Below are 20348 nucleotides of genomic sequence, written 5' to 3' on the forward strand. Positions count from 1 at the left end.
ATAGACATTGATTGAAAACATTATTGGCTAGATACGGTAACTGCTATTCTTGTTGGAATCATCATTATTAAGACTGCAATCGAAATATTTAAGGAGGCTGTACTTGAACTTACTGACGGCTTTGAAATTGAGGAATTGGAACAAATTAGGGAGACCGTTAGTAATAATCCTGATATTAAAAAAGTAAAAAGTATAAAAGCTAGAATGCACGGAAATCAAACATTTGTTGATATTATTATAGTGACAGACCAAACTCTAAATGTTTTTGAAAGTCATCAAATTACCGAAGAAATAGAGAAAAGTCTTATGGAGAAACATCAAATACAAAATGTTCATATTCATATTGAGCCCCAATAAATTTTCTTTGTTAAACTTGACGCAGTCTTATTAATTATGGGATGCATGGTCTATATTGATAATAAAAAAATGGGAGGAAAAAAGAATGAATATTTTTATGAAAAGAGCGGTAGAATTAGCTGTTATTAATGTAAATGAAGGAGGACAGCCATTTGGTGCTGTTCTTGTGAAAAATAACGAAGTAGTAACTGAAGGTGTAAATGAATTACATAAAACATATGATGTAAGCGGACATGCCGAATTGATTGCTATTAGGAGGGCACAGGCTCAATTACAAACTAATAATTTATCAGGTTATACTATGTATGCTAGCGGAGAGCCGTGCCCAATGTGTCTAACAGCTATGTATTTTGCTGGTATTGAAGAGGTGTTTTATTGTCAGTCAGTGGCTGATGCTGTTGAAGTAGGTTTGGGAAAATCCAAATTTATATATGATGAATTTAAAGAGAGCAAAGATGAACGTAAAATAAAAATGAAACAAATGCGATTGAATGAAAATCAAGAAAATCCAATGAACCTTTGGAAACAGACCCTTTAAATAGATAGTGGGAGAATTCCCACTATCTGAATTTTTTTATATCTATATCAAGTTCATTTTCTTGATCTGCTTTTACCCCTGCTTTGCTAAGCCTGTTTTTTCATATATATTTAACCATTAAAAGGGCTTTTTCAATGAACACCTTGCAAAATAATTCATATATTAGAATGGCGTATTGGATTCATATTTGCGCAATTAATCTTTTCGAGGGGGAAGAGGTTTGGAAATACCTGTAACTGGTTTTATGATTTCAAATAATGAAGATGACCCTATGCATTCCCATAGTCTTTATATAATGTCTTGGGATGGAAAGCCTGTCCATGTACATCATATTTCGGGTGTAACTTCTTTTGCTGATGGTCATCATCATAAATACGTTGGTACCACTGCACCAGCACTAAGTGGAGTGCCGCATACTCATCAGTACTTTACATTCACTTCCGTTAATGATGGACATAGACACGAAATTAGAGGAGTTACTGGACCGGATATCCCACTTCCAAATGGTGGACATTTTCATGAATTTCATGGAGTTACAACTGTTAGCGGTCGAACACCTCACTCCCATTCATATAGTGGGAGAACGAGCAGATAGCGTATAAAAGGTATTACAGATGTGTAATACCTTTTCTTATAAGTAGTAATATTATCTAATTTTCGGTACCATATTTGCTTGTGATATTTCTTTTTTTAAGGACTGAAAAGTTTCTTTTCCAAAAAAAGTGTTGGCTTTATTTTCTATTTCCTCTAGTATTCTATCGTTTTCATTTAATACTTCTTTTATTCGGTTAATTAGAAGAAGAGCATTTCGTCCGGAAATTTCTTTTTCTAAACGAGCGAGAAGTACTTTACTATCTACCGAAAATCGATGGGCAAATCTATGACACATACCCATATTGGTTCTGAGTGAGTGGCCATATTCATCTGTAAATGCCCTACGTATACAGCCTCTTACGCCTGCATAACCATAAGAAACCTCAGATATTGCACGGTAAAAAAGAATAATCCCTCCTGCATGACTAGCCTCAGGGTGTATCCGTAATTCACTTACTAACGATACAAGTCGCTGAATGACAGGTTTTCCGGACTCCATTGTTTTCCACCATTCTAATAAATGAAAGTATTCTTCATTACTAAGGGTCATTTTATGTGAATTAGGATTATACATGATAACCTCCATTTGCCGCTACCGTAGGCGGCACAAATAGTAATGGAAAATGCTATACGGCTTTACCACTTTTTATAGACGTGGAACAGCTTGGATATTTTCCACCTTTGAACGGATAGACTCCCACTCGGCTCCAAAAAGCTCCTTACCAATTCTTATAGATTTATTGATTCTTATAGAAATTTGAGAGTTTAAATAACGACTTTGTTCTACTAAATAGTTGGTATCTGGAGATGCACCTTTTACGGCTAATTCAAAATTTGGGATGATTTGTGCCTCGCTAATTCTTAATGTGTCAAGGTCAAAAACAAGCATTTCCTTAGCCATTGAAATCGATTCGCCAGTTAGTATCCTATTGATCGTTCCATTAATCGCATCAAACCCGTATCCAATATCAGCAACTGTTGCGTGGTAGGGATTAAGTCCCGGAGCAGTTCTGATGGAAGGCACCGACCGAAAACCGGTGGTAATGGAACATACAACTTCTTTAGCAGCCATTCCTTTTTCTAAAGAGTGATAAATTGCACCAAGATAGGTATCCCTTTCATTTGTGTACCATTTTGAATAACTGGACGGCATTCTTCATCCCCCATTTTAAGTTTAAATAGGATATCATTCTTTGTTGACACTAACATATGCGGTCAAAACATATATAGAACAATTATATATTCATAAAATGTTCTATATTAGTGTCTCAAAGTTGTATCATTAAAATTATTATAGCAAGGTATCATAAGCAGAAAGTAAAAATTATAATTTCAATGTTTCTTTAAAGTGTAGTTAACATATATTATTGGTAATAACTTTATAGGAGTGGATTATGATGTACTACTCTAATAATCCGTATATGAATCGTTTCGTTAATTCTAACTACGGTATGGATACTACTCATCAAACCAATAGAAATCTGGTTAACCAATATCCAACAAATAAATGGAACAGGACTAGAACTAGCTTTTCTAAAGAGGAAGCGGCAGCAATAGCTTTACTTTTAGGTATTGATTTTACTAAAAGTAAGTTTGATTTAAATGAATTTTGGATGGGAGTAAATATTGAGCTTGAACATGGAAATCAATCAAGCCAAACCAATGTTACTGGGGATGACCCTATAATAACTGGGAAAATCGCATTGGCTCACCTTAATGAGTTTCCTGATTATTATAAAAGATTAAAAGTGCTTGAAGAAGAAGCAAAAGCATATTGGAACAAAGTTCAATAGGTTAATGCGAAAAAAAGGTAAATGATAATGAGGTGTCTTAATCTTGGAGTTCATTATCCAAGCGATATATTAGCAGGGTACTTCCTCAGTGTATTATGGTTAACCACTGCAATATGGTTTTATCAGCAATACCAGGAAAGACATATTAATAAGAAAACCATAAGGAACAAAAACTAATTAAATGTCGAAGCATCAAAGTTAGGAGGAGTATTTTGTTCAGTCAAGTAGCAAAAGCAATACCTAATTTATTTACAATGGGAAATTTATTGTGTGGTGTTCTTTCCATTACCTGTATTATGAGTGGCTTTTTAGAAGTAGCATGCATCCTCATTTTCTTTTCAGCTATTTTTGATCTTCTTGACGGAAGAATTGCTAGAGGGTTAAAAGTTAACAGTGAACTAGGTGTTCAATTGGATTCCTTGGCTGATATTGTTAGTTTTGGTGTTGCTCCAGCACTTGTATTTCATGCAATAGCAGAGCCATCTATTTTAACTTCCTTGGCATTTATCCTTTTTCCAATAATGGGGGCGTTAAGGTTAGCAAGGTTTAATGTTAAACCAACAATTGGATATTTTAGAGGATTGCCTATTCCTGCTGCTGGACTACCGCTCGCTGCAATGGGATTCTTTTCATACAGCAATGCATGGATCACCTTAGTCCTTGCTATTTTAATGGTGACTCCCATTAGAGTTAAAAAACTTTAATACTTAGGTGGGAAATAATGATGCAACATATAAATTTCCTAATTGAGCATTTTGGATATATAGGAATCATTGTAGTGTTAATTGGCGGTATTGTGGGTCTTCCGATACCTGATGAGGTTCTATTAACATACGTTGGCTATAATGTCTTTCAGGGTAATTTAAAATTCATCCTGTCTTTGTTAAGCGCGTTTTCAGGTGCTGCAGGAGGAATTTCACTTAGTTACTATATTGGTTATAGGTTTGGATTACCATTGTTGAAGAAATATGGACCTAAATTTCATATTACTGAATCTAAAATCAATTTGACAAAGAATTTATTTCGGAAAATCGGGCCTATAGTTTTATTCATTGGCTATTTTATTCCTGGAGTGCGGCATCTTGCGGCTTATATGGCCGCAATAAATAACTATCCTTTTAGAAAATTCATTGTATATGCGTATAGTGGGGCATTCGTTTGGACGTTTACCTTTATCACTTTAGGAAGAAAACTAGGGGAAAATTGGGGACAAGTAGAAATGTATGTAACCAAATACAGTCTTTATTTAATTTTGTTCATTGTACTATTATTTGTTTTTTATTATTTGTGGAAGATAAAATCTAAAAAGGTTAGTCTTGGCACAAAACACTGACTCGAAAGATGAACAAATAGAACTGCCACTGCTAAAGCAAAGGCACCGGTTGTATGGTCACTTGGAAACGAAGCGTCTGCCGCATGGGTCAATAATAAATTGACCTTATGTGTGACAAAAGGGCGAGATTCAAAATAAATATGTCCAATGACGAAGTTAATGAGTAATCCAAGAACACCGGTAATCGTAGCGTAAACGACTGTTTGTTTATACTGATCTTTTCCGAAAACCCAAATGAGCACCAAGACAACGGCATAGATGAGCAACGCGTTGTTTGTCACACCGACCATTAGTCCATCTAAAAAAGGGTGATGACCTGCCCATTGATTAATCGATTTAAATAGATTGTAGTTCATTCAGGAGGAAATTAAGAATATTTTTGAACGCTTTTACCGGGTGGATAAGGCAAGGAGCAGGGAAACTGGAGGTTCCGGCTTAGGACTCTATATTGCGAAAAGCATCATAAAACTGCATAAAGGTGAAATTAAAATAAAAAGTAAAGAGAAAGAAGGAACGGAGGTCGAATTGATTTTGTCTGCCAGCTTAGAATTTTGAAGTAAAAGGGATATTCAGCAAGCTAATCTGGACATCCCTTTTTGGAGTTTAAGTATTTTTGGCTTTAAAATTGCTGAACTAATGATGGCTTATCCTAACCAAATAATTGTATCCCTTGTTCCACTAACTGCACCATAATTCAATAGGATGGGTCTTATGGTAATATAAAATTGTTTAGGGGGGGATGTTATGATATGAGAAAATGGTTTTTATCAGGATTATTACTGGTTTTTATTTCAATAATAGCTGTTTGGGTAACAGGCTATGTAGAGTTTTTAGTTTTTTTTAATCTAATTGTAGGATTAATTAGTTTAGTTATAGCTTTTTATATACAAATAGGAATGGGTTGTTTTTATCGTTATAACGAGATTAGAAATAATCATGATCATGCAGATTACAAAGGGAGAAATCGCCTAAAATATAAATTGATTGCATTTGGCATACCGAATGTAGTGGTTGGTGAGACAATAAACAGAATATTTGATATTTGGACTTAGATTAATGATATTTAATTAACCGATGGTGTTTTTTGACTTATTTTTACTCTTATAAGAATCTGGAAGTTACTCAGCTAAATAGGTGCTTTAGTAAAGGAAGTCCAATCAAAAAGTGTAGATTTCTAAGTGGTTACAAATTGGGGATATAGCTTTTTACGTTTTTCACCACTAAAACTAAAACTGTGAACATTCAAAAAAGTATTTTACATAAGATGGTAAAAGTTGTATAATCCTATAATAATACTTGGAATGAGGTACTTATAATGAATGAAACAAATACTTTGATGAAAGTATCAGCTGTTGGGAAATGGGAAGAAGGAGTAAAAACAAACCATCATATTAGAGAATTTGAACCTTTTCTTATGGATGAACCGGTTGAATTAGGAGGCACTAATGTTGGACCTAATCCTATGGAATTTGTTGTCGCAGCACTAAATGGATGTAAGGGTGTAATGATTCCTTTAATTGCAAATGAACAGGGTTTTACTTTCTCAGGGATTGAATTTGAAACAACAGGGATTATTGATATTAGAGGTTTGATGGGTGAAGAAGGCGTAACTCCACATTTTCAGAAAATACGTTTAACGGTAAAAATAGATACAAATGAATCGGAAGAAGCAATTGGAAAACTAAAAATGGAAGTTGAAAGACGATGCCCAGTATTTAATTTGTTTTTAGATGCAGGAATCGAAATTTCATCTAAATGGAAAAAAATATAATACTATTTTAATAAATAAGCAAAAAAGGTGACATCCTTCATCAGTTATATAGGAATGTCACCTTTTTTATCGCCCATATGGAATTTATTTGTGAAAATTGAAAAGGTCAAAATCACATTAAAAAATGAGCTTCTTGCACCTGTACCTACTCACTGGCACGGAATTCAACGCAACACATCCCGGTACGTATATGTACCATACACATCAAGAAGCCGTTAATCAAATGGATAAAGACAAAAAAAGTTAGTCTCTAAACAGTGTAAAAATTTTGCACAAAACACTTTACATAGGGTACTATGGTATCCTATAATGTGAATAAGGAGGGGAAGTGAGATGGAATCTGAATTCGAAAACGATGAATTGTTTGAGGATAATTGTTGCTCCCATTCAAATGAGCGAAAGAGTCATCATTCCGAGAAAGCAAAAAAGAATTTAGTATCCCGACTTAATCGGATTGAAGGTCAAGTTCGAGGCATAAAAGGATTAATTGAAAAGGATGCATATTGTGATGATGTTATTACACAAATATCAGCCACCCAAGCTGCTTTAAATAGTGTCGCTAAATTACTTCTTGAAGCACACATGAAGGAATGTGTTGTTGATCGAATTCAAGAAGGAGATATGGAAGTCCTAGATGAAGTGCTTGTTACAATTCAAAAATTAATGAAAAAATAAAGGAGACGTAAATATGGAAAAAGTAACTTTAAATGTACAAGGAATGTCATGTGGTCATTGTGTGAAAGCCGTTGAAGGAAGTGTTGGAGCTTTAAATGGCGTTTCTAACGTAAAAGTTCATCTTGAAAATGGTACAGTTGATGTTGAGTTTAATAAGGATGTAGTGACAATTGATACAATTAAAGAAACTATCGATGATCAAGGTTACGATGTAAAGTAATCAGCAAGAGCCGTGCTAAGAAGCACGCTCTCTTTTTTAAGATAAAATATACCCTATATAGGTATGAGGTGTTAATATGAGTGAGAAATTAATAGAAAGTCAATTTCAAATTACTGGGATGACATGTGCTGCCTGTGCAACTCGAATTGAAAAAGGGCTAAAGAAAATGAATGGTGTTGAAGACGCGAATGTCAATTTAGCTTTAGAAAAAGCGATGGTGAAATTTGATTCTACAGTCATGACCCCTTCTGATATACAGAAAAAAGTGAGAGATTTAGGGTACGACATCGTGACCGAAAAAAAGGAATTGGTTATTACAGGAATGACATGCGCGGCCTGTGCTACAAGAATCGAAAAGGGTATTAACAAAATGGATGGTGTTCTTGAGGCTAATGTCAATCTAGCCTTAGAAAAAGCATCTGTAGTATTCAATCCGTCCATCATTGCAACCAACGATTTAATTCAAAAGGTGGAAGCCTTAGGCTATGGTGCTATCATAAAAAGTGACGATAATGAAAACGATGCTACGGATCACCGTCAAAAAGAGATTGAAAAACAGCAAGGGAAATTTATTTTTTCAGCAATTTTATCGCTGCCTCTTCTTTGGGCCATGGTAGGCCATTTTAGTTTTACATCCTTTATCTATGTGCCGGATGCTTTTATGAATCCTTGGGTTCAAATGGCCTTAGCTACACCAGTTCAATTTTTTATTGGTAAGCAATTCTATGTGGGTGCTTATAAAGCATTGAAAAATAAAAGTGCAAATATGGATGTTCTAGTAGCATTAGGTACATCTGCTGCCTATTTTTACAGTGTTTATTTAGCCGTTCAAACGATTGGAAGTAATGCTCATTCAGTAGGGCTTTATTTTGAAACAAGTGCCGTTTTAATCACTTTAATTATTTTAGGTAAATTGTTTGAAGCGAAAGCAAAAGGTAGATCTTCTGAAGCGATAAAGAAACTGATGGGCTTACAAGCTAAGAACGCAACCGTTCTTCGAAACGGGGAAGAGCTTATTATCCCACTGGAGGAAGTTACTTCCGGTGATATTTTATTAGTCAAACCGGGAGAGAAAATACCTGTTGATGGGGAAATCATCGAAGGTAGTTCTGCGCTGGATGAATCAATGATCACAGGTGAAAGTGTGCCGATTGATAAAACGGTTGGAGATACTGTCATTGGTGCAACTATTAATAAAAATGGATTCTTAAAAATAAAAGCTACTAAAGTTGGAAAAGAAACAGCCCTATCCCAAATAATAAAAATAGTGGAAGAAGCCCAAGGATCAAAGGCACCGATCCAGCGGTTAGCTGATTCCATATCGGGAATATTTGTTCCAATAGTTGTGGGAATTGCGGTTATTACGTTTTTAGTTTGGTATTTTTGGGTAGATCCGGGGAATTTCGCTGAGGCTTTAGAAAATTTAATAGCTGTTCTAGTTATTGCATGCCCGTGTGCACTCGGCCTTGCTACTCCAACATCTATCATGGCTGGCTCTGGTCGTTCCGCGGAATATGGGATTCTTTTTAAAGGTGGGGAGCACCTTGAGATGACACACCAAATAAATACTGTTGTTTTAGATAAGACAGGAACGATAACAAACGGAACTCCGGTTCTAACAGATGTAATAACAGATAGAAACGAAGAAGAATTCTTATCCTTAGTAGGATCAGCTGAAAAGCAATCTGAACATCCACTTGCTCAGGCAATAGTTGACGGAATTAAAGAAAGGTCCATTCATTTGAAAGATGTTATGGATTTTGAGGCTATTCCAGGCTACGGTATTAAAGCTAATGTAAATGGTAAAGAAGTTCTGGTTGGTACACGCCGTCTTATGAAGAAATACAATATTTCGATAGATCAAGTGATCGAGAAAATGGAAGGTCTGGAGAAACAAGGTAAAACTGCTATGTTAGCTGCTGTTGATGGCACATATGCTGGCCTTGTTGCGGTTGCTGATACTATTAAAGAAACTTCAACCTCTGCTATTAAGCGTATGAAAGATATGGGACTTGAAGTCATTATGATAACAGGAGATAACAAACAAACGGCAAGTGCAATTGCCAAACAAGCAGGGGTAGATCATGTAATTGCCGAGGTGCTACCGGAAGGTAAAGTTGAAGAAGTGAAAAAACTACAACAACAAGGAAAGAAAGTTGCCATGGTTGGGGACGGTATCAATGATGCTCCAGCACTTGCGACTGCGGATATCGGAATGGCTATTGGAACTGGTACAGATGTTGCGATGGAAGCAGCGGATATTACCTTAATTCGTGGGGATTTAAATAGTATTCCTGATTCTATCTTGATGAGTCATAAAACGATGAGAAATATTAAGCAAAACCTTTTTTGGGCGCTTGCTTATAACACAATTGGAATACCGATTGCAGCGGTTGGATTTCTGGCTCCATGGCTAGCAGGTGCTGCAATGGCATTCAGTTCTGTATCTGTTGTATTGAACGCTCTTCGCTTGCAAAAAGTAAAACTTTAGGGGGGAAACGTGTTATGAAAAAATGGGCGCTTTCAGCTATTCTATATTTTATCGTGGTTGTAGGCTCATATTATGCCTATACAGCAATAAGTGATACCCCGACTAAAGGTGTAGACCATTCGAATACGGAGCAACATAATCAGTAGATTTATTTATTGCATAAAAAGTAAGAGTATCTTAAACGAGGGTCCCTATTAATAAATAGTGGCCTTTTTCTAATCTTTCTCGAAAGTTTCTGCAAACTTTTCTCCTATACTTATGGTAATATAGTTTCTCCCACTTAGGCTAAAGTTTGATGTGAGAACTAGGATATATATGGGAATAATTTCTCGGAAATACATCATCAAAGGGAAGGAGACGGAAAATAATGATGAACTGGTTTGATCATTGTCTAGGATTTCAAGGAGGCGGAATGATGATGCTAGGTATGTTTATTTTTTGGGGATTATTGATTTTTCTTGGGGTCTATTTCTTAAAAACATTGCAGAACGGTAAAGACACGAAGGGTGGATCACATATTAATATTCTCAAAGAACGCTTGGCTAGGGGAGACATTACCGAAGATGAATTCGAGCACTTAAAACAAACTTTATTAAAATGAGAGGGCACCTCTTATTTTTTGCTAAAATAAAAAGCATAGGTAGAGGTGAATATAATAATGTACGAGATTTTTAGTCAAATTAGCAACCTTTTAAGTCAACCATTTATGCGGTTAGCGTATGGATTTGAAGGGACACCGATACTTGCTGCATTGTTCTTGGGGGTAGTTGGAGCGGTTGCACCTTGTCAATTTACAGGAAATCTAGGGGCCATTACGATATATGGAAACCGTTCACTACAGAACAAGATTCCATGGCTCCATATTATTTGGTTTACCATGGGAAAGATGGTTGTCTTTTCAAGTTTAGGGTTGTTAGTGTGGCTGCTGGGGAGAGAATTTCAAGATTCATTACCATTATTTTTTCCATGGATTCGTAAAACAGTAGGGCCTTTTCTCATTTTAATTGGTCTTTTTATGATTGGAATTATTAAGATGACTTGGTTTATTACTTTAGGGGAAATCCCTGAAAGATTAAAAGAAGGAAAATTAGGTGCATTCTTTTTAGGTGTTGGGTTTTCTCTAGGGTTTTGTCCAACCATGTTTCTCTTGTTTTTTGTAACTTTAATGCCTATTGTTTTTTCAACATCTTACGGAGTCATTTTACCGAGCGTTTTTGCAATAGGAACATCTTTGCCATTAATTATTGCTATTTTCTTAATTTGGTATTTCGGCATTAGTGGTTCCAACATGAAAAAGAAGGGACGAAAAATTGGGGCAATCATTCAAAAGGTATCCGGTTGGATCATGATTGTTCTGGGCACATTAGATACGATTACTTATTGGTTTTAAATACAGCTATCTTCTTTAAGGAGAATACAATGAACAAACTATCTATCCGGTTAGGATTGTTGTTTTTTATTTTTATATTGTTAATTGAAACGATGCTTTTCTTCTTTTTATACCAAGGGATTATAAGTGAAAGAATTCAAAGTGAAACAGGAAATCTGCTTGCTAGGGGAACCACTCATCGGAATGTGTTGGAAAAGAACTTTCAAGAATCTACAATAGAGCATGTGGCATTAATGGAAACGGAAGCTGCAACAGATGTTGTTATTACCGATGAAAATAATAAAGTTATTAAATCGTCCAATGAAATAACAGACGGAATGCAAGAACTGATAAATAATAGTAAAGCACATCATTTTACACATCATGGAGAATTATTAGAAGACAGATGGAAAACGGAAAAATATATGGCGACTGTCAGCCCGATTGTTGTAAATAAAAAGGTTGTTGGATTTGTATTTATGTTCCTAGAGACTGTGCCTATCCGCAATATGATCCACCAATTAACCAATCAATTTATATTAGTTGGTGTGATTTCAATATTTATAACTTTGATTACAATCTTCCTTTTATCCAAATTTATTGTTTCTCCATTACTTGAGATGAAAAGGGTAACAGAGCAAATTAGTCAGGGAAATCATGAAAATGAGTTAAATACAAAACGTGATGATGAATTGGGAGATCTAGCCCGTTCGATTCAATTGCTATCCGATAATCTTGAGCGTCTTAAAAAAGATCGAAATGAATTTTTATCAAGTATTTCCCATGACCTTAAAACACCGTTAACCTATTTAAAGGGTTATGCAGATATTGCAAAAAGACCGAATCTTACAAATGAACAACGGAACGAATATCTAGCCATTATCAAAGAAGAAGCCGAAAATGTCGTTGCCTTAATAAATGATTTATTTGAGCTGGCAAAGATGGATGAAAATCAATTTACTATTCATAGACGATCAGTCATGCTGAATGACTTTTTAGAAAAAATTAGCCAGAAATTCCAGCCCGCTTTTAACGAGGCCAATATTATATTGCAAATTAAGTGTGCAGCCAATATTCGTGTATCAATAGATGCGGAACGGTTTAGACAAGTTATAAGTAACCTGTTGGATAATGCTTTAAAGTATTCACCAGCTAATACTACCGTAACAGTTGAAGTCAATCAAAATAAAAATGGAACGACCATTACTGTTTCTGACGAGGGAGAAGGGATTTCTGAAAAAGATCTTCCTAATATTTGGGATCGACTGTATAGAGTAGAGAAATCTAGATCTCGTTCAACCGGAGGAAGCGGACTAGGGCTTGCAATTGTGAAAAAAATTATTGAAGGCCATGGTGGTGAAATTTCAGTAAGAAGTAAAGTTAACGTAGGTACAACCTTTACTATTCATTTAAAGGACGGTGGTGCAAATTGAAAAGATTATTAGTAGTAGATGATGAAGTCAGGATGTTGCAATTATTAAAACTGTATTTAGAGCCGCATGGCTTTGAATGTATTACGAAGACAAGTGGACATGAAGCAATTAATTACCTAGTGGATCATGAGGTCGATTTAGTTTTACTTGATATTATGATGCCAGAAATTGATGGTTGGGCAACTGCTAAATTAATTCGAGGTTTTTCAAATGTCCCGATTATCATGTTGACAGCAAGGGATCAAAGTTCCGATATGGTAAAAGGACTTGGAATTGGGGCCGATGATTATATAACGAAGCCGTTTGAGGAAGAGATACTATTAGCACGCATTCATGCATTACTAAGAAGAGTTAGTCCGCCAAGCAAGATAGAAGAAAACGGCTTGATTTGGGATGAGGGCAGTCATGAACTAACATATAATGATGAAGCTATCAATCTAACACCGAAAGAGTTTGAGATGATTGGTCTATTAATACATAATAAGAAAACGGTTTTTAGTCGCGAAAAGCTGATAGAAAGTATATGGGGATTAGAATCGAATACTGAAGGAAGAACGGTGGATTCCCATATTCGAAATATCCGTGATAAATGTAGAAAAGCTGGATTTCCGATTGAGGATCATTTAAAAACAGTATGGGGTCTAGGATATAAATGGGAATAAGTTAGAAATTTTGTCACAATAAATAATAGTATCTGCAAAGTTTTTGCACATAAAAAAGGTACTATATAGGTAAATAACAAAAAGGAGTTTTAATAGATATGAAAAGAAAAGCATTTGCTGCAATTTTACTGTCGACACTAGTAATCTCAGCATGTAGCTCAAATCAAGAACCATCACCTAGTACTGTCCAAAATAGTGCGACGCAGGAAAACGAAGTACAAAATATTAAGGAATTGGTACATGATTATAGTGTGGGTAATATTCCAGATCAATCTGCATCAATCACTTCTCATCAACTTATTGTAAGGAACAGCGACAAAAGTGAGTTAACATATGAATTACCAGAAGATGAATTTTTTGTTTCCATCGCTCCATACTTCGATCAGACCCATCCTTGAAGCAACCATAGCTTGACAGGTTGTCAAGGTGAATTGGTAGATAAAGAGTTTGCTGTATATATTGAAGATGAAGAAGGCAACGTGATCCTTGATCAGACAATGAAATCCCAAGCCAACGGATTCATGGATTTCTGGTTACCACGTGACAAAACGTATCAAGTAAAAATTGAGTACGATGAGAAAATAGCGGAATCGGAGATTTCAACGTTTGAAGGAGACAATACTTGTATTACAACAATGCAGTTGACTTAGCTAAAAACAAGCCCTACTCTGGGCTTGTTTTTGTTTTAGAGTACTTTCCTGTTTTCATTCAGTTTCTCTTTGATAAATGTAATAAAAGGTTCTGTCTTTACTTCCATTTTTCGTGTGCAAATATAGAGACTTTGAATGATCTCGATCCCTTCAACCCATACACGAGCGATCTTTTTATCTTTAATTTCGTTACTCACACTAAAGGAAGGGGCAAGTGTTGCGCCATAACCAGCTTCAACAGCTTTAATAGATTCATGAAGCCCTTGTAATTGGATTCCAATAGGCGGTAGAGAACAATTGTTAGAATAAAAAATAGCTTCAAGTAAGTCACGTGTTGAGCTTCCTCTTTCACGAAAAATAATCTGTTCACTTGATAAGTCTCCTAATTTTATCATTTTATTTGCCAAATGATGATCAGGATGGACGATGAACCAAAAAGGAATGGTCATTAATTCATCGAATAGTAGGTCTTTGTGTCCTGCGTTGCTTCTAACAACAAAACCAATATCTGATTCGTAATTTAGAACTTGTTTTTCTACATTCGCTACATTTCCAAGTGCAACATTAATAAAAATATGGGGATGTAGCAGTTTGTATTGTGCCAGCAAAGGAGGTAAAACATAGTTGATTGGGATGTAGGAGGAAGAAATATTCAATTGGATATTTCTTTCTTTAAAATCACTAATTTTGTTCTCGATATTTTGTTCTAATCGAAATAATCTTTGGCCCTGTTCATATATAAATTCACCAGCTAATGTTAATTGGATTCCCCTTCCTCTTCCCTCGATCAGTTTTAAATTTAATTCTTTTTCCAAATTGCGAATCTGGATCGTTACAGCCGGTTGGCTGATTAAAAGTTCGTTTGCTGCTAGAGTGATACTTTTATGTTTTGCTACGATTATAAAAATTTTAAGTGCATGTAAATTCATGTTATACCCCTTATATAAAAATTATTTATAAAAAATAGAAAAATATATATTTGTTTTATCAATAGTATACAGCTAATTTAGAAATAGGGGGGAGTTTAGGTGAGTGAATTAATCTTTTCTTTATTTTCGTTTGAGGCTGTCACATTATTCGGTATAGGTGTCGTTGCATCAATGGTAGGGGCTTTGTTTGGGGCTGCGGGTCTTGTAACCCTTCCAGCCATGCTCTTGGTTGGCATACCAATCCATACGAGTGTAGCTGTCAATAAGTTTGCAACAGGACTATCTGCGTTTACGAATGTGATGACCTTTTTTGTAAAAAAAGAAATATCATTTAAAAAGACAATTGGTATCATCATCATTGCTATTTGCGGTGGTATTTTTGGAGCTTTTTTAGCCACACTACTATCGGAAAACGTAATGAATATAGTGGCATGCTTTTTATTGGTTATAGCTCTAATAACCGTTTTATTAAGTAGAAAATATATTAATAATTTAGTAAAACAAGATAAGGAACAAAAAATCAATCGGATTATTCCATTTATTATAAGTATTTATGATGGAGGGTTTGGACCTGGGTCAGCTTCAATGAGTATTACATATTATTTAAAAAAGCAATTCAGTTATTATAAAGCCGTTGAATTTTCTAGAATTGTAATATTCTCCAGTTGCTTTGGAGCTTTTTGGTGGTATTTTTTTCAAGGGATCGTAGATTGGGCAGTTGCCATTCCAATAGCAATTGGTTCAATCGTCGGTTCCCATATTGGGATCAAACTAATTCCAAAGATTCAAATGAAATGGGTTCAAATTGCATTGCCCCTAATATTTATTGTACTAATTGCGCAAGTTATTTCGAATCTATCCTAATTGAACATGCTGGCGAAGGACATTATCTATTAAATAAGAGATTTTTTTATAAAAAAAGTGCTTACATTAGCCAACTTTTCTAATGTAGGCACTTTATTTATAACTTCCTAATGACGTGAATCATGTGGAGGGAATAAGGCCACTTTTAAGACTTTAAGAGTTAACGATAAAAACCTAAATAGTTGATAAATTTTACATTGCCTTATGAACAATGTTCTTCTTGTCGGTTTCATTTCATTAATCAGTTGCATAAATCATCTTCCTTTCACTTTATTCAGGTATCATACTCCAACCTAAGTTTCCTTTCATTTTATATAAGAATGCTGTGTGTAAAGAACGCTTAATCCATGCGCCAGCAAGTCCCACTTCTAAATCACAAACTTTAAGGTCTCGTCCGTACTCAGGATACTTTTCGTAGTCTGGAGCAACCGGGTACATTAAGATTGTTGAAGCTGAACCGTTCCATATTGATTTTCCTAAAGAAGCAATACATGCACCTGGCATTTCTGCCATAGATTCATAATGGGATGGGGCTTTGCCTTCAATCATATCGATGATATTAAAAGCTACTACACGGCCGATAATACCAGCAGCCATCCCCGTACGCGGGGCAGTTGCAGTAATCACTGTTCCATTTTTCGTTACATGTGGCTTTGAAATGGACCCCGGCGGAGCGAAAGCAATCCCAGCAGCAAATATATTTGGATAAAATGGTGATTGGTATGTGGAAGGCCAATCAGAAGCTTTCATTTCATTCCATTGCTTACCATAACCGCCATCTACCAACATAAAGCCTCCAGGGTTTGTAAGTTTAGATGTAACATCTTCGCCATTTTTATTAATATATTTTATTTTTGTTCCAAGAAATTGAGGGATTAGCATAGCAAAGTCAAATTCTGTTTCCCCCTCTTCGCCCTCGTAGTTTTCCCAAGTCACTTTTCCTTGTTCTACTTTTTTCACGGCTGTTTGAACTTGAAAATAAATCCCTTGTTCAGCAAAAAGTGATTTGAGGAATGCTTCGGATTTCATGACGTACCCATATTTTTGCGCATGGATACCATTAACACCTAAATCTCCTAATGCTGGTTCATTTGAAATCCACATAATTTTGGCCTTGTCTCTAAGTCTTCTTTTAACAAGATCGCTATGAATATTTGTTATATATTCTAATGCAGCCCCTTGGCATGTAGCTTGTCCGTGCCCAGTACCGATTAGAATGTTTACATGTTCACCTTTTTTCATTCGTTCAACCTTGTCTAAATAAGCATCTCTTGCCATTTTGGCATGATGAATATTACAGATAGAATGGGAATAACCATTGTCCGGTCCTAAGCCTTCAGTTCCTTCAAAGTTTAAGTGTGGTCCTGTTGCGTTGATTAAATAATCATAATTTACTGTTTGCTTTGTCCCATCTTTCGACTCAGTAACCACGTATTGTTCATCGGGATGAATTTCTCTCGCCCAGGCTTGAATGAATTTTATTCCTTTCTTTTTTAATATAGGAGCTAGTTCAAACATTGTTTTTTCCGGCTGCATTTGGCCAACTCCAACCCATACTAAGGAGGGTATATATGTGAATCTAGGCCATGGATTGATTACGGTTACTTGATGATCCTTGGTTAATTTTTTTCTTAAATACAATGCCGCTGTTTGTCCAGCAAAACCTGCTCCCAAAATGACAACGTTCGCCATTTTTATCCCCCTTTACATACCTGCTAGTGTATTTTATAATATTATATACCTAACAGGGTATAAATAGAATAGAAATTATAGATAAATTAAGAAAAATTTTAAAACTTCATCCATTTAAAAATCCTTCCTAAAAAAAGGGTAGAATAATGGTTATTCTCTGCTTATAATGTAACGATTAAGTATGATTAAACTACCAGAAGACTTTTAATATTCAGATAACAAATCGAATATTGACCATCCCAAAACATTGTTATTTTTATTATATTTTTTATATAGATATGTTGACTAAATACCATATAGGGTATAAAATGAATATTGTTAGGAATATTAATCGCAGTAATGAGGTTTTAAAGTTTTGTATTAAAAAAGGTAATCACAATTAGACTAATTGGAGGCTCAAAACGATGAATGTGATAACTGCTAAACAAGTAGAAGAACTAATTAAAGAGGGAAAAACTCTAAATCTAATTGATGTTCGCGAAGCTGATGAAGTGGCAGCTGGGAAAATTCCTGGTGCAGTAAATATACCCTTAGGGTTAATCGAGTTTCGCATGAATGAGTTAGATAAAACAAAAGACTATATTATCGTGTGCCGATCTGGTGCTCGAAGTGGTCGTGCAACACAATTTCTTGAAAGCTATGGGTTTAAGGTGAAAAACATGACCAGTGGAATGCTCGCTTGGGAAGGCTCTGTAGAATAATTTTTTTACAGTTATAAATACCTATACCTGTAAGTATATATTAATAGTGATATCACCACATGGAGGTTTGTAATGAATAGTATAAAAGCAAATGTAGTAGTGGATGCAAAAGGATTATCATGTCCAATGCCAATTGTAAAAACAAAAAAAGCAATGAATGATCTTGAGGCTGGTCTTGTGTTAGAAATCCAAGCGACTGATAAAGGCTCAAAAGCCGATATTAAAGCTTGGTCTGAGAGCACCGGCCACCAATATTTAGGTACAGTCGAAGAAGAAAATGTATTGAAGCATTATATTCGGAAATCTTCGAATGACGATATGCTCGAAAAAAATCATCCAAACGTTATTAATAATGATGAACTTGAAATCAAATTAAAAGACAATGACAAAATTGTTGTTCTTGATGTAAGAGAAACAGCAGAGTTCGCTTTTAACCATATTCCTGAGGCTATTTCAATTCCGTTAGGTGATCTTGAGGGTCGCATGGGAGAACTAAATAAAGATAATGAGATTTATGTCATTTGCCGTACAGGAAACCGCAGTGACTTAGCTGCTCAGAAGCTTGATGAAAATGGATTTAGTAAAGTTTTTAATGTCGTTCCAGGAATGAGTCAGTGGACTGGTAAAACGACAGGATTAAATAAATAACTATACAATTTAGGAGGAATTTAAAATGACTAAAAAGGTAGCAATTATTGCAAGTAATGGTGGAGTATTTGATGCATATAAGGTATTTAATATCGCAACAGCGGCAGCAGCAACAGATATGGAAGTAGCGATTTTCTTTACGTTCGAAGGATTAAATTTAATTCATAAGGAAGCATACAAACAACTTCCGATGCCTGAGGGAAAAGAACATTTTGCAGAAGGATTTGCAAAAGCTAACGTACCGGCCATTCCAGAATTAGTAGAGATGGCGCAGGAAATGGGCGTAAGATTTATCGGTTGCCAAATGACGATTGATGTAATGGGTCTAGAGAAAGAAGCCTTTGTTGATGGCATTGATATTGGTGGGGCGGTAACATTTTTAGAGTATGCAAAAGATGCAGATATTACGTTGACGTTCTAAATCAACAAATTTTTTTACAAACAATAATACCTTAGGGGGTAAGTTAATGACTGTAAATATTTTGACTGCAAAACAAATCACTGAAAAAGTATTAAATAAAGAAAGTCTATTTATCTTGGATGTTCGTAATGAAACTGATTTTAATGATTGGAAAATCGAAGGGGAGAACTTTGAATATTTAAATATTCCTTACTTCGAATTAATTGATGGGATTGAGCCGATCCAAGATAAGCTTCCAACAGATAAGGAAATATTAGTAGTCTGTGCAAAAGAAGGTTCATCGATGATGGTGGCAGAGTTTTTAGATGAAGCTGGTATTAGTTCCTCTATTCTAGAGGGTGGAATGAAGTCATGGAGTGAATTTTTACACAAAACAAAGGTTTATGAAGACCAAGACATTACGGTGTACCAATTTGTACGTGTAGGTAAAGGCTGTCTTTCTTATATGGTTGTTTCTGATGGGGAAGCTCTTATTGTGGATCCGGCAAGATTTGTAGAACAATATGAAGCTGCTGCTCTGGAAGCGGGAGCGAAGGTAAAGCATATCGTTGATTCCCACCTTCACGCAGACCATATTTCAGGTGGTAAAATACTTGCTGATAAGACAGGTGCAGACTACTACCTGATGAAAAGTGAAGGAGCAACATTTGATTTCATTCCTTTAGAGGATCATGAAAAGATCGTATTTAACAACGTTACACTAGAAGTGCTAGCAGTAAAAACACCCGGGCATACACCGGGAAGTGTATCGTTCTTTGTAAACAACAAGTTATTATTCTCTGGGGATACGATTTTTGTGAGCGGCTTAGGACGTCCTGACCTTGGTAATAAGGTAAGAGAATGGGCAAAGGACTTATATAATACTGTTTATTCTAAGGTATCAGAGATTGCGGATGATGTGATTGTACTTCCGGGTCATTATGCTAGCTTGGATGATGAAATGAATGCCTCTGGTTTTATTGGGGCGACTCTTGGCGATATTCGGAAGCGTAACGAGAAGATGTTTAATACGAGTGAAGAGGAATTCCTTGACCAAGTTGAAAAATCAGCAAGTTCAGTAAAACCTCCTAATTTTGAAGAAATTGTCTCTATTAACCGTGGCATGGTGTCAGCAGACGTTGAAAAAATGCAGGAACTGGAAATTGGTCCAAACCGTTGTGCTGTTCACCACGCAGAATAAAATGACAAAAAAGGGATCTAGTTTAGA

The 20348-nt window shown here is 35.5% G+C and carries 28 protein-coding genes; 23 read left to right on the plus strand and 5 right to left on the minus strand.

Features of this window, described 5'->3' with window-relative positions:
* Positions 1 to 135: 135 nt before the first annotated feature.
* From P9E47_RS10810 to P9E47_RS10820, 3 genes are all read left to right on the plus strand, one after another.
* The gene (locus P9E47_RS10810) at positions 136 to 357 is read left to right on the plus strand and encodes a cation transporter dimerization domain-containing protein (protein WP_326163428.1); all 222 of its coding nucleotides are present in this window, start codon (positions 136 to 138) and stop codon (positions 355 to 357) included.
* Between the two features lie 85 nt (positions 358 to 442).
* Entirely contained in the window at positions 443 to 895 is a 453-nt protein-coding gene (locus P9E47_RS10815; protein ID WP_004432139.1) for a nucleoside deaminase, read from the plus strand.
* Positions 896 to 1115: 220 nt separating this feature from the next.
* On the plus strand, positions 1116 to 1490 hold the full coding sequence (locus P9E47_RS10820) for a YmaF family protein (protein ID WP_004432141.1): 375 nt from the start codon (positions 1116 to 1118) through the stop codon (positions 1488 to 1490).
* Positions 1491 to 1541: 51 nt separating this feature from the next.
* On the opposite strand, the gene P9E47_RS10825 is transcribed toward P9E47_RS10820, so the two are convergent.
* Together P9E47_RS10825 and P9E47_RS10830 are read right to left on the minus strand one after the other, a co-directional pair.
* Complete coding sequence (locus P9E47_RS10825; RefSeq protein WP_326163431.1) at positions 1542 to 2063, minus strand: hypothetical protein; 522 nt, start codon at positions 2061 to 2063, stop codon at positions 1542 to 1544.
* Positions 2064 to 2135: 72 nt separating this feature from the next.
* The gene (locus tag P9E47_RS10830; protein WP_326163432.1) at positions 2136 to 2642 is read right to left on the minus strand and encodes a hypothetical protein; all 507 of its coding nucleotides are present in this window, start codon (positions 2640 to 2642) and stop codon (positions 2136 to 2138) included.
* A gap of 241 nt (positions 2643 to 2883) precedes the next feature.
* On the opposite strand from P9E47_RS10830, the gene P9E47_RS10835 reads away from it, so the two are divergent.
* The 3 genes from P9E47_RS10835 (at position 2884) to P9E47_RS10845 (ending at position 4615) form a co-directional block, all read left to right on the plus strand.
* Positions 2884 to 3282, plus strand: a complete 399-nt coding sequence (locus P9E47_RS10835) for a DUF5661 family protein (protein ID WP_326163434.1) — start codon at positions 2884 to 2886, stop codon at positions 3280 to 3282.
* 212 nt (positions 3283 to 3494) lie between these two features.
* Entirely contained in the window at positions 3495 to 3986 is a 492-nt protein-coding gene (gene pssA / locus P9E47_RS10840) for a CDP-diacylglycerol--serine O-phosphatidyltransferase (RefSeq protein WP_004432147.1), read from the plus strand.
* 17 nt (positions 3987 to 4003) lie between these two features.
* On the plus strand, positions 4004 to 4615 hold the full coding sequence (locus P9E47_RS10845; protein ID WP_326163435.1) for a DedA family protein: 612 nt from the start codon (positions 4004 to 4006) through the stop codon (positions 4613 to 4615).
* Here the strand turns inward: P9E47_RS10845 and P9E47_RS10850 are convergent.
* Positions 4564 to 4971 carry a phosphatase PAP2 family protein gene (locus P9E47_RS10850; RefSeq protein ID WP_326163436.1) on the minus strand — a complete coding sequence of 136 codons (408 nt, stop codon included), beginning with the start codon at positions 4969 to 4971 and terminating at the stop codon, positions 4564 to 4566. The two genes, P9E47_RS10845 and P9E47_RS10850, sit on opposite strands and share 52 nt — an antisense overlap.
* Before the next feature lie 10 nt (positions 4972 to 4981).
* Between P9E47_RS10850 and P9E47_RS10855 the strand changes: the two genes are divergently transcribed.
* From P9E47_RS10855 to P9E47_RS10910, 12 genes are all read left to right on the plus strand, one after another.
* Positions 4982 to 5170, plus strand: a complete 189-nt coding sequence (locus tag P9E47_RS10855; protein WP_407697183.1) for an ATP-binding protein — start codon at positions 4982 to 4984, stop codon at positions 5168 to 5170.
* A 194-nt stretch (positions 5171 to 5364) separates the two neighbouring features.
* Positions 5365 to 5667 carry a hypothetical protein gene (locus P9E47_RS10860; RefSeq protein WP_004432151.1) on the plus strand — a complete coding sequence of 101 codons (303 nt, stop codon included), beginning with the start codon at positions 5365 to 5367 and terminating at the stop codon, positions 5665 to 5667.
* A gap of 263 nt (positions 5668 to 5930) precedes the next feature.
* A complete protein-coding gene (locus tag P9E47_RS10865; RefSeq protein ID WP_004432153.1) occupies positions 5931 to 6386 on the plus strand; it encodes an OsmC family protein in 456 nt (151 codons plus the stop codon).
* 333 nt (positions 6387 to 6719) lie between these two features.
* The gene (locus P9E47_RS10870; protein ID WP_004432154.1) at positions 6720 to 7061 is read left to right on the plus strand and encodes a metal-sensitive transcriptional regulator; all 342 of its coding nucleotides are present in this window, start codon (positions 6720 to 6722) and stop codon (positions 7059 to 7061) included.
* Positions 7062 to 7074: 13 nt separating this feature from the next.
* A complete protein-coding gene (copZ, locus tag P9E47_RS10875) occupies positions 7075 to 7281 on the plus strand; it encodes a copper chaperone CopZ (RefSeq protein ID WP_004432155.1) in 207 nt (68 codons plus the stop codon).
* A gap of 76 nt (positions 7282 to 7357) precedes the next feature.
* On the plus strand, positions 7358 to 9772 hold the full coding sequence (locus tag P9E47_RS10880; protein WP_326163438.1) for a heavy metal translocating P-type ATPase: 2415 nt from the start codon (positions 7358 to 7360) through the stop codon (positions 9770 to 9772).
* A gap of 14 nt (positions 9773 to 9786) precedes the next feature.
* Positions 9787 to 9918, plus strand: coding sequence for a hypothetical protein (locus tag P9E47_RS10885; protein ID WP_267880052.1), 132 nt, complete (start codon positions 9787 to 9789; stop codon positions 9916 to 9918).
* Positions 9919 to 10139: 221 nt separating this feature from the next.
* Positions 10140 to 10373, plus strand: a complete 234-nt coding sequence (locus P9E47_RS10890; protein WP_326163440.1) for an SHOCT domain-containing protein — start codon at positions 10140 to 10142, stop codon at positions 10371 to 10373.
* Positions 10374 to 10430: 57 nt separating this feature from the next.
* Positions 10431 to 11162, plus strand: a complete 732-nt coding sequence (locus P9E47_RS10895; RefSeq protein ID WP_326163441.1) for an urease accessory protein UreH domain-containing protein — start codon at positions 10431 to 10433, stop codon at positions 11160 to 11162.
* 29 nt (positions 11163 to 11191) lie between these two features.
* Positions 11192 to 12574 (plus strand): sensor histidine kinase, encoded by a 1383-nt coding sequence (locus P9E47_RS10900; protein ID WP_004432159.1) that lies wholly within the window; start codon positions 11192 to 11194, stop codon positions 12572 to 12574.
* Entirely contained in the window at positions 12571 to 13236 is a 666-nt protein-coding gene (locus P9E47_RS10905; RefSeq protein ID WP_326163442.1) for a response regulator transcription factor, read from the plus strand. The genes P9E47_RS10900 and P9E47_RS10905 overlap by 4 nt, the downstream gene beginning before the upstream one ends.
* 98 nt (positions 13237 to 13334) lie before the next feature.
* Positions 13335 to 13886 carry a CueP family metal-binding protein gene (locus P9E47_RS10910; RefSeq protein WP_326163444.1) on the plus strand — a complete coding sequence of 184 codons (552 nt, stop codon included), beginning with the start codon at positions 13335 to 13337 and terminating at the stop codon, positions 13884 to 13886.
* A gap of 35 nt (positions 13887 to 13921) precedes the next feature.
* Here the strand turns inward: P9E47_RS10910 and P9E47_RS10915 are convergent, their stop codons facing one another.
* Positions 13922 to 14815, minus strand: coding sequence for a LysR family transcriptional regulator (locus P9E47_RS10915; RefSeq protein ID WP_326163445.1), 894 nt, complete (start codon positions 14813 to 14815; stop codon positions 13922 to 13924).
* A gap of 99 nt (positions 14816 to 14914) precedes the next feature.
* Here P9E47_RS10915 and P9E47_RS10920 point away from each other — a divergent pair, with 99 nt between their 5' ends.
* Entirely contained in the window at positions 14915 to 15679 is a 765-nt protein-coding gene (locus tag P9E47_RS10920) for a sulfite exporter TauE/SafE family protein (protein ID WP_004432162.1), read from the plus strand.
* Positions 15680 to 15949: 270 nt separating this feature from the next.
* Here the strand turns inward: P9E47_RS10920 and P9E47_RS10925 are convergent, their stop codons facing one another.
* Positions 15950 to 17371: an NAD(P)/FAD-dependent oxidoreductase gene (locus P9E47_RS10925; RefSeq protein ID WP_326163446.1), complete on the minus strand. Its 1422-nt coding sequence runs from the start codon at positions 17369 to 17371 to the stop codon at positions 15950 to 15952.
* 404 nt (positions 17372 to 17775) lie between these two features.
* On the opposite strand from P9E47_RS10925, the gene P9E47_RS10930 reads away from it, so the two are divergent.
* The 4 genes from P9E47_RS10930 to P9E47_RS10945 all read left to right on the plus strand — a co-directional run bounded on the left by P9E47_RS10930 (position 17776) and on the right by P9E47_RS10945 (position 20321).
* Positions 17776 to 18072 (plus strand): rhodanese-like domain-containing protein, encoded by a 297-nt coding sequence (locus P9E47_RS10930; protein WP_326163448.1) that lies wholly within the window; start codon positions 17776 to 17778, stop codon positions 18070 to 18072.
* Positions 18073 to 18144: 72 nt separating this feature from the next.
* Positions 18145 to 18720, plus strand: a complete 576-nt coding sequence (locus tag P9E47_RS10935; protein ID WP_004432165.1) for a sulfurtransferase TusA family protein — start codon at positions 18145 to 18147, stop codon at positions 18718 to 18720.
* A 25-nt stretch (positions 18721 to 18745) separates the two neighbouring features.
* A complete protein-coding gene (locus tag P9E47_RS10940; RefSeq protein ID WP_004432166.1) occupies positions 18746 to 19141 on the plus strand; it encodes a DsrE/DsrF/DrsH-like family protein in 396 nt (131 codons plus the stop codon).
* Between the two features lie 46 nt (positions 19142 to 19187).
* A complete protein-coding gene (locus P9E47_RS10945) occupies positions 19188 to 20321 on the plus strand; it encodes an MBL fold metallo-hydrolase (RefSeq protein WP_326163449.1) in 1134 nt (377 codons plus the stop codon).
* Positions 20322 to 20348: the final 27 nt, after the last annotated feature.

The sequence above is a fragment of the Schinkia azotoformans genome (assembly GCF_035811335.1).
Classification (GTDB): domain Bacteria; phylum Bacillota; class Bacilli; order Bacillales; family Bacillaceae_J; genus Schinkia; species Schinkia azotoformans.